This window comes from Ciceribacter lividus (genome assembly GCF_003337715.1).
Taxonomy (GTDB): domain Bacteria; phylum Pseudomonadota; class Alphaproteobacteria; order Rhizobiales; family Rhizobiaceae; genus Allorhizobium; species Allorhizobium lividum.
Genome location: NZ_QPIX01000015.1, coordinates 57420 through 65994 on the forward strand (window position 1 = coordinate 57420; position 8575 = coordinate 65994).

At 68.7% G+C, this 8575-nt stretch carries 8 protein-coding genes; 4 read left to right on the top strand and 4 right to left on the bottom strand.

All coding sequences use genetic code 11. The annotated features are described in order from the left end of the window. Nucleotides 1-149 precede the first annotated feature (149 nt). Nucleotides 150-506, bottom strand: a complete 357-nt coding sequence (locus DFR48_RS20385; protein ID WP_114365051.1) for a Pepco domain-containing protein — start codon at nucleotides 504-506, stop codon at nucleotides 150-152. A 24-nt stretch (nucleotides 507-530) separates the two neighbouring features. After that, nucleotides 531-1499 (bottom strand): chymotrypsin family serine protease, encoded by a 969-nt coding sequence (locus DFR48_RS20390; protein ID WP_114365052.1) that lies wholly within the window; start codon nucleotides 1497-1499, stop codon nucleotides 531-533. Between the two features lie 268 nt (nucleotides 1500-1767). On the opposite strand from DFR48_RS20390, the gene DFR48_RS20395 reads away from it, so the two are divergent. Beyond that, complete coding sequence (locus DFR48_RS20395) at nucleotides 1768-2733, top strand: hypothetical protein (RefSeq protein WP_114365053.1); 966 nt, start codon at nucleotides 1768-1770, stop codon at nucleotides 2731-2733. A gap of 7 nt (nucleotides 2734-2740) precedes the next feature. On the opposite strand, the gene DFR48_RS20400 is transcribed toward DFR48_RS20395, so the two are convergent. Further along, nucleotides 2741-3604, bottom strand: a complete 864-nt coding sequence (locus DFR48_RS20400) for a DMT family transporter (protein WP_114365054.1) — start codon at nucleotides 3602-3604, stop codon at nucleotides 2741-2743. A 115-nt stretch (nucleotides 3605-3719) separates the two neighbouring features. Here DFR48_RS20400 and DFR48_RS20405 point away from each other — a divergent pair, with 115 nt between their 5' ends. After that, nucleotides 3720-5147, top strand: coding sequence for an aminotransferase-like domain-containing protein (locus DFR48_RS20405; protein WP_114365055.1), 1428 nt, complete (start codon nucleotides 3720-3722; stop codon nucleotides 5145-5147). Between the two features lie 71 nt (nucleotides 5148-5218). Further along, complete coding sequence (locus DFR48_RS20410) at nucleotides 5219-5608, top strand: DUF302 domain-containing protein (RefSeq protein WP_114365056.1); 390 nt, start codon at nucleotides 5219-5221, stop codon at nucleotides 5606-5608. Between the two features lie 142 nt (nucleotides 5609-5750). On the opposite strand, the gene DFR48_RS20415 is transcribed toward DFR48_RS20410, so the two are convergent. Next, nucleotides 5751-6833 carry a helix-turn-helix domain-containing protein gene (locus tag DFR48_RS20415; protein ID WP_114365057.1) on the bottom strand — a complete coding sequence of 361 codons (1083 nt, stop codon included), beginning with the start codon at nucleotides 6831-6833 and terminating at the stop codon, nucleotides 5751-5753. Between the two features lie 140 nt (nucleotides 6834-6973). Between DFR48_RS20415 and DFR48_RS20420 the strand changes: the two genes are divergently transcribed. Then, nucleotides 6974-7705, top strand: a complete 732-nt coding sequence (locus DFR48_RS20420) for a hypothetical protein (RefSeq protein ID WP_114365058.1) — start codon at nucleotides 6974-6976, stop codon at nucleotides 7703-7705. The last annotated feature ends 870 nt before the right edge of the window (nucleotides 7706-8575 follow it).

Sequence of the window (8575 nt, forward strand, 5' to 3'; positions counted from 1 at the left end):
CCAATGGGACCGAGCGTTCATGTAGTACGCGACGCCGGAGTTGCCAATATGATCATGTCAGTTCGGGGAAGAAGAAGGGGCCAGCCTACCCGCGCAGCGCGTCGTGCGGCCATGTGTCTCGCAAAGCCCCCTCCCTCTCCCTCCCCTGCTTACGCTCCCGCCGTCTTCGGCTTCAGCTTGAAGGTGATGCTCGCCTCGGCGCCGGCTTCGGCGATGAAGAGGAGTTCGCCGGAGGCGCTCAGCGTGAAGCCGACCTCGATCTCCTCGACATGCCAGCCTTCGGCCCTCTCGGAGACGGTCGCGCCGAGGCCGACCAGCGTGTCGACGGTGCCGCGCCACTGCTCCACGACCTTGTCGGCGCCGACCTTGGCGATGCCGCCGAGGGCCGTGGCAAACCCCTTGGTCAGCGCGTGTTCCACCGCCTCCTCGCGGGCGAGCATCGGGGCGAACGCCGCAGCCTTTTCGGGAACGAAGATCGAGATTTCGAAGGGCTTTTCTTTCGGCATCGGATTTTCCTCCGGGTCGGGGTTTCAGAGATAGGCGGTGGTATCGAGGGCGAACATCGCCTGGGCGAAGTTGAGGACGCGGCCGGAATTGCCGCCGGTCGCGGGCGAGGGCTGCGCGCCGCTGTAAAGGCCGGCCGCCTCCCCGCTCGTCAGCCGCACCAGCGCGCCGGAATCGCCGGGCACGCAGGGCCTGTCGAGGAAGAACAGCACCGGATAGAGCCGCGTGCGATAAAAGCCGAGCGAATTGCAGGCGCTTGCGACCGTCCGGGAAAGGCAGCCGGAACGGGTTTCGACGGTGACCGGCAGACCGGCAGCCGGAAAGTGGCAGAGGGCGAGCGGCGACGGCGGCGCTTCGGGCGGATCGGTGAGCACGAAGGCGGCGTCGACCGGCTGCCAGAAGGAACGCGCGAGACGACCCGTCCCGCCGGTCGCGAGCGGCACCGAAAAGCCGGGCTGGCTGCTGCAGATCGCATGGCCGGCGGTGACGATCCCCCAGTCGCCGGCAAGATTGCAGCGCGCCCAGCAGGCGGCCGTCGCATTGGCGGGGTTTGGCGCCGCATGCAGTTCCGTGACGACCTGGCGCAGCGCAAGCGGAAAACGCCGGCCGAGGCGCGGAAAGGTGAGTTCGTCGAGGACGAGGAAGGGTGGCCCGTCCCATTCCGGCACGTTGATTGCCAGCCCGAAGCCCGGCATTTCCACCGAGGGATCATAAAGGCCGACGGTGATCCGCGGCACAGCCGGCGAGGCCATCGAGGCCAGCGCCAGGAAACTGTCCCAAGGCGGCAGGTTGCGGCCGAGCCGGTAATTGCCGAGGGCGAGCTCGGAAAAGATCGCATAGGTCCAGCGCACGCTGCGCGCCACCAACGCGGCATCGGCAAGCTCCCCGCGCTCGATCCAGGCGGCGATTTCGCGGTCCACGTCGGCGGGAACGAGCTCCGCCGGGGGATCCTCCCTCGGCAGGCGCGCGCGCAAATAGTCGTCGGAATAATCCATCCGGTCGCCACCCCCTGTGCCTCGACCAGAACACCACGAAGACACTCTAACACACGGTTGTATTATGAAAAGGAAATACGCTAAAATTGCACCCACGATTATTCACGGGTTTCCGCTCCGGCGCGCGACGGCCCGTCCGTGTGCGGGACTTGCGCCACATTTCCGCTGCATTGCCGGATGAGCCTTGCAAACACAGCGGCACGGGAGGGCCGGCCTGCCCGTCTTGACTGCCTCAGAACCTCATTGCGTCTTGCGAGAAGGACCGCGCATGCTCGACGCCGAACGCTCCAACCGCCGTGACCTCGAATGGGTCGCCCGGGACGGCGGCTTCGCAAGCCGCATCGCGGCGCGCATCCCGACCTATCTCGCCGATCTCAGGGAAAACCCCGCCTGGCTCGCCATGTTCGTACTCGCCCGCACCATGCCGGCGCGCAAGGCGCACTGGCTGACGGCGCGACCGGCGCCGCCGGAGAGCGGAACGGAAAGCTCGATGTTCGGCGACCTGCCGGCCGAGACGATCGCCGGAAAGATCCGCCGCGACGGCATCTTCACCGGCCTCAGGCTGCCGACGGACATCCATGAGGCGATCGGCCGCTTCGCGCGCGAGACGCCCTGCTTCGGCAATTTCGAGCGGCGGCTCGAATTCCTCCCCGACGAACACCGCGAGGCCGAGGCGCGCTTCGGCCGGCCGATCCTGAGCGGCCACCATTTCGAGCGTGTGCTCTCCTGCGAGGCGGCACTTGCCGTGCAGCGGGACCCGCTGCTGAAGGCGGTGGCGCAGCACTATCTCGGCGGGCAGGCGCAGCAGGTGACGATCCGCACCTGGTGGAGCTTTCCGGCGGCGAGCGCGAGCGAGGCGGACCTGAACCGGCTGTCGTTCAAGTACCATTTCGATCTCGACGACTGGCGGATGCTGAAATTCTTCTTTTACATCAATGATGTCGGCGTCGATGCCGGCCCGCATGTCTATATCCGCGAGAGCCATCGCCGCCGGCGGCTGAAGCACCAGCTGACCCCGGTGGTCGGCCATCCGGCCGACGAGGTGCTCGCCTATTACGGTCGCGACGCGGTGATGACGCTGACCGGCCCGGCCGGCACCGGCTTCGTCGAGGACCCCTTCGGCTTCCATATGGGAACGCTGCCGAGGGCGCGGCCGCGGCTGATGATGGAGGTGGCCTACGGGGTCTCGAAGCCCTCGCGCCGGCGCTATCACGGCGAGCCGGTGATCCGCTGAATGCGCCTCAGCGGGCGAATTTCCGCGCCGCCGCGACGCAGCCGACCACGCCGGTGGTGACGGCGAGCATCAGCGGGCTCACCTCTTCCCCGAGCAGGAGGCCGGCGAGCGTCAGCCCGAGGAAGGGCTGCAGGAGCTGCAGCTGGCCGACGGCGGCGATGCCGCCCTGGGCGAGCCCGCGATACCAGAAGACGAAGCCGATCAGCATGCTGAACAGCGACACATAGGCGAGCCCGCCCCAGGCGGCCGGGCTGACGCCGGCAAAGCTCTGCGGCAGCCGCAGCACCAGAACCGCCGCCATTACCGGCAGCGAGAGGACGAGCGCCCAGGAGATGACCTGCCAGCCGCCGAGCCGGCGCGAAAGGGCCGCCCCTTCCGCATAGCCGAGGCCGCAGACGAGGATCGCCGCCAGCATCAGGAGGTCGCCGGTCGAGGTGGCGCCGAGCCCCTGCCCCGCGGCAAAGCCGGCAATCAGCAGGCTGCCGAGGCCGGAAAACAGCCAGAAGAGCGGTCGCGGCCGCTCGCCGCCGCGCAAGACCCCGAAGATCGCGGTCGCAAGCGGCAGGAGGCCGATGAAGACCACCGAACGGGCGGAGGTCACGGTTTCCAGCGCGTAAGCCGTCAGCAGCGGAAAGCCGACGACCACGCCGAGCGCCACCACGACGAGCGGCAGGAGATCGCCCGCCGCCGGGCGCTTCTGGCGGAGCGCAAGGAGCAGCGCCAGCGCCAGGCCGCCGGCGATCGCCGCACGCGCCACCGTCAGGAAGACCGGGTCGAAACCGGTAACGGCAAGCCGCGTCGCCGGCAGCGAGCCGCTGAAGATCGCCACTCCCGCCAATCCATTCATCAAGCCGCTGCGTGTCGCCTGCATCCGAAACCGTTCCTTTCCGTTGTTCTCGACGGTCTTTTGCGACGTGCGGGCTGGAAGAACCAGAGACGGTGCAGTACAATCTTCTGAAACTGTTATGGCATGGCGAGCAATACGGATGGGTGTTTCCAGCGCGGCGGAGAAGGTGGCGAGCACGCGCATCGGCCAGGTGATGGCGGCGGTGAAGGCGCGGATCGCCGCCCGCAGCCTGACGCCGGGGGCGAAGCTTCCCTCGGTCAGGGCCTTCGCGCGCAGCCAGCAGGTTTCGGTCTCGACCGTGGTCGAGGCCTATGAGCGGCTGGCCGCGGAGGGGGTGATCCGTTCGCGTCCCGGCGCCGGCTTCTTCGTCTCGGCACCGCTCGCACCGCTCTCGCTCGCCGAGATCGGGCCGCGGCTCGACCGCGAGATCGACCCGCTCTGGGTGTCGCGCCAGTCGCTCGAAAGCGGCGAGACGATCGCCAAGCCCGGCTGCGGCTGGCTGCCGCCGTCGTGGATGCCGCAGGCCGCACTCGCCAAGGCGCTGCGGGCGGCGGCCCGCGGGCCGGAGGCGGTCCTTTCCGATTACGGCACGCCGCTCGGGCTTGCAGGCCTGCGCCAGCTTCTCGCGCGAAGGCTTGCTGATACCGGCGTGACGGCGGCGCCGAACCAGATCATGCTCACCGAATCGGGCACGCAGGCGATCGACCTCGTCTGCCGCTTCCTCCTCGAACCGGGCGACACCGTGCTCGTCGACGATCCCTGCTATTTCAACTTCATCGCACTTCTGCGCGCCCATCGGGCACGCATCGTTGGCGTGCCCTACACGCCGGAGGGACCCGACATCGCCCGTTTCGGCGAGATGCTCGCCGAGCACCGGCCGCGGCTCTACATCACCAATTCGGCACTCCACAACCCGACCGGCGCGACGCTCTCGCCGGTCGTCGCGCACCGGCTGCTGAAGCTCGCCGACGCGGCCGGGCTGACGATCGTCGAGGACGACATCTTCGCCGATTTCGAGGAGACGCCCTCGCCACGGCTCGCCGCCTTCGACGGGCTCGACCGGGTGATCGCGATCGGCAGCTTTTCGAAGACGCTCTCCGCCTCGGTACGCTGCGGCTTCATCGCCGCGCGGCCGGACTGGATCGAGGCGCTCGCGGATCTGAAGATCGCGACCAGCTTCGGCGGCGGGCGGCTTTCCTCCGAACTCGTGCTGTCGCTTCTGACCGACGGCAGCTACCGCAAGCATGTCGAGGCGCTCCGGGTGCGGCTCGCCGCCGCCCGCGAGCGGGTCGGCCGGCAACTCGAGGCCGCGGGGCTCGAGCCGTGGATCACGCCGAAGGCCGGCATGTTCCTCTGGTGCCGGCTGCCGGAGGGGCTCGATGCCGCCGCCATTGCCCGCACCTGCCTCGAAGACGGTGTCATCCTTGCACCCGGCAACGCCTTCAGCGTATCGCAGACCGCCGGGGAATACCTGCGCTTCAACGTGGCGCAGTCGGACGATCCGCGCATCCTGCCGTCGCTCGCCGCAGCGATGGAGCGGGCGGCCTGCCAATCGTCGGAGGATTAGCGCCAGACCGCCGCAAAGCGGCCCCGTTCGGCGTGTTCAATCGCCCTCCAACGACCGCAAAGGAGGCAATGATGGCCTATACGATCGACCGGACGTTCGAAGGCGAGGATTTCGCAACCGTGGTGGAGAAGACGCGGGCGGCGCTTTCGGCGCAGGGTTTCGGCGTGCTGACCGAAATCGACGTCAAGGCGACGCTGAAGAAGAAGCTCGACAAGGATGTCGACGACTACCTGATCCTCGGCGCCTGCAACCCCACCATGGCGCACCAGGCGATCGGCCTCGAACCGAAGGTCGGCGCCATGCTTCCCTGCAACGTCATCGTACGCCGCACCGGCCCGGACTCGGTGATGGTGAGCGCGATCGACCCGGTGGCCTCGATGGAGGCAATCCCGAACCCCGCGCTGAAATCGGTGGCGGGCCAGGTCCGCGACATGCTGAAGACGGCGGTCGAGGGCATCTGAGGGGGCTTGTCACGGGTCGATCTCCCCCCTTGAGGGGGTTGAGGAGCGCCCGGCGAAGCCGGGCAATCGATCCAGTGAATCGATTGCAGCGACGAACGCCGGCAGGGCAGAGGGGGGTATCACAGGCGCCGGGTCCCGAGGTTCACCCCCCTCTGTCACTTCGTGACATCTCCCCCTCAAGGGGGGAGATCGAGCACACTTCCCGCGGCGCCGCCGCGCGCCAGGCGGTCGGGTTCATGCCGGTCACGCGCAGGAATTCGCGGTTGAAGTTGGACTTGGTCATGAACCCCGCCTCGAAGACGATGCGGGTCACCGGCATGTCGGTGGCGCCGAGCAGCCGGCAGGCCTCGGCGACGCGGAAATTGTTGACGTATTGCGAGACGCTCATGCCGTGGACGCGGTTGACGGCGTTGGAGACGGCCCGCGCCGGAAGACCGAGGCGGCGGGCGAGCCGGCCGAGATTGAGCCCGGCATCGGCAAAGAGCCGCTGGCCCTCCATCAGCCGGTCGAGGGCCGCAGCGACCTCGGCATCGGCGCTGGTCGCGAGCGGCACGGCCTGCAGTTCGGGCTCCGCCTCCGGCGCGTCATCTGCCTCCTCCGCGCCGGCCGTCATGGCGGCGACCCCGAGCATGAGCAGGATGAACGTCGTCGCGGCGGACACCACGGCCGGCGCATGGCGGCCGCCGGCAAGCAGGAGATCGAGACTGATCGCCATGTCGGTCGCCGCCGAGCCGATCAGCGCCAGCGCCGTCAGTTGCAGCGAGCGGTAGGAGCGGAGCGTTCCGTCAAGCCTGGAGGCGACCAGGCCATCCGGCCCTAGGCGGGCAAGCCAGAGCAGCGCCAGGCCGTAGCCGGCGAACTCGGCAATCAGCACGAGATCGACGGGATCGCGAAAGCCGACAAGCATCGCCACCACACAGCAAAGCGTCGGCAGGAGATGCGGCCAGTCGCGGGCGGAGATCGCCCCCTCCTCCGCAGCAAGCTCCCGGAAGGCGACGAAGGAGAGCGGCGGAATGAGGCTCGCAAGGAGCGGCAGCGCCGGCAGCACGGCGGTGACGCCATAGCCCCAGCGGATGCCGACGAGCGCCGTCTGGACGACATAGAGGCCGATCAGCACCACGAACAGGCGGTTGCGGCCGAGTGCCTCGCGCCCCTGGCGCAGGAGCCGGACGAGAAAGACGAAGAGGAGGAGCGAGACGAGAAAGGAAAGCGGAACGAGGAGCATGGAGCGACAACCGGCGGGCAATTGCCGTCACTCTGGCCGCAATCGCGTTCGCGGTCGACCCAAAACGCGATCAAGGTCGCAACAAAGCGGCGCGCCGTGCCGGATGGGGCCATTCGTCAACCCGAACCGGAGCCTCTCCCATGAAAACCAGAACCGTCCTCCTCTCCCTCCTCGGCGTCGTGCTCGCCGCCGCAGCCCTCGACGGTGCGGCCGCCTTCGTCACCACCCGCACCAGCGCCGTCGGGCCGCTCGACCTTTCCGCCGTCTCGAAGATCCGCGTCGAGGGCGAGGCCGGCCGGCTCCTCATTTCGGCCGCTGCCGAGGGACCCCATGAAGCAAGGCTCGAAGGCGAGCGCCGCGGCTGGGGCGCGCTCTGGCACTCCGGCTGGTTTCCCGTCTCCTGCCCGGAAGGCGGCATGCGCATCGACGGCGACACCCTCGTCGTCGACCTCGGCGGCACGCACTTCTACCGCTGGTCCGACTGCACGATGACGCTCACCGCCCGGCTGAAACCCGAGGCCGCCGTCGCCATCGACCAGCAGGCCTCGCAGACCGATCTTCAGGGAGACTTCTCGTCCGTCGATATCCGCAGCGATGCCGGCGACGTCAACCTCCGGGGCCATGCCGCGCAGCTCTCGCTCGTCGGCGCAGCACTCAGGGCGCGGGTCGTCTTCGACAAGGTGATGCAGAACGAGACCATCGCGCTCACCGGCAACATGCTCGATGCGGGTCTCCACTTCCTCGTACCGACACCCGTCAGCTACCTCGTCGAAGCGACGGCTTCCTATGTCGACAGCGCGCTGCCGAACACGCCGGGGGCGAAGCCGGCGATCCATGTCCGCGGCGACATGGTGCGGGTGCGGATCGAATGAGCTTGGCGGCGGCGGGGCAGAGAGATGACCCGCGACGAGGCCCTCCCACCTCCCCCTTGAGGGGGGAGGTCGCGCGGAACGCGCGGGTGGGGGTGACGACGTCACGGATCACCCCACCCCGGACCTGCGGTCCGACCCTCCCCCTCAAGGGGAGGGTGAACCCCGCGCGTCGCTCTCCTCGCGCTCGAAGATCCGCCGTGCACGGGATGCCGGCCACGGGTCGATCTCCCCCTCGGTGGGGGAGAGGAAGAAGCGGATGTGCAGCTTCCGTCATGCCGGACCTGATCCGGCATCCAGCCGGCGAGCGTCGGCGAGCCGAAAGAACCCACCTGCATGCAGACGAAGACGTCTCCCCGCGCGACGGACATCGCGCGGCTGGATGCCGGGTCGAGCCCGGCATGACGGAGGACGGAGGCGTGCGCCCCTTACGACCGCCCCTCACCCTGACCTGCCGGGGCAGAGCCGCGTGTCTCTGCCCGTCCTTCGGACCCCCGTAGGAACGGGGAGAGGGGACGACCAGCGCGGTGTCGCTTGTCCCTTCTCCCCGCGAGCGGGGAGAAGGTGCCGGCAGGCGGATGAGGGGCAATCGATCCGGTGAATCGATTGCAGCGAAGAACGCCAGCGGGGTAGAAGGGGGTGATGGGCGACGAGGCCCTCCCACCTCCCCCTAGAGGGGGGAGGTCGCGCGGAACGCGCGGGTGGGGGTGACGACGTCACGGATCACCCCACCCCGGACCTGCGGTCCGACCCTCCCCCTCAAGGGGAGGGTGAACCCCGCGCGTCGCTCTCCTCGCGCTCGAAGATCCGCCGTGCACGGGATGCCGGCCACGGGTCGATCTCCCCCTCGGTGGGGGAGAGGAAGAAGCGACG

Excerpts from the sequence above, each read along its gene's own strand:
- DFR48_RS20410 (WP_114365056.1), top strand. The coding sequence starts at position 5,219 with ATGGCCTATACGATCGACCGGACGTTCGAAGGCGAGGATTTCGCAACC.
- DFR48_RS20385 (WP_114365051.1), bottom strand. The coding sequence starts at position 506 with ATGCCGAAAGAAAAGCCCTTCGAAATCTCGATCTTCGTTCCCGAAAAG.
- DFR48_RS20395 (WP_114365053.1), top strand. The coding sequence starts at position 1,768 with ATGCTCGACGCCGAACGCTCCAACCGCCGTGACCTCGAATGGGTCGCC.
- DFR48_RS20405 (WP_114365055.1), top strand. The coding sequence starts at position 3,720 with ATGGGTGTTTCCAGCGCGGCGGAGAAGGTGGCGAGCACGCGCATCGGC.
- DFR48_RS20400 (WP_114365054.1), bottom strand. The coding sequence starts at position 3,604 with ATGCAGGCGACACGCAGCGGCTTGATGAATGGATTGGCGGGAGTGGCG.
- DFR48_RS20390 (WP_114365052.1), bottom strand. The coding sequence starts at position 1,499 with ATGGATTATTCCGACGACTATTTGCGCGCGCGCCTGCCGAGGGAGGAT.
- DFR48_RS20420 (WP_114365058.1), top strand. The coding sequence starts at position 6,974 with ATGAAAACCAGAACCGTCCTCCTCTCCCTCCTCGGCGTCGTGCTCGCC.
- DFR48_RS20415 (WP_114365057.1), bottom strand. The coding sequence starts at position 6,833 with ATGCTCCTCGTTCCGCTTTCCTTTCTCGTCTCGCTCCTCCTCTTCGTC.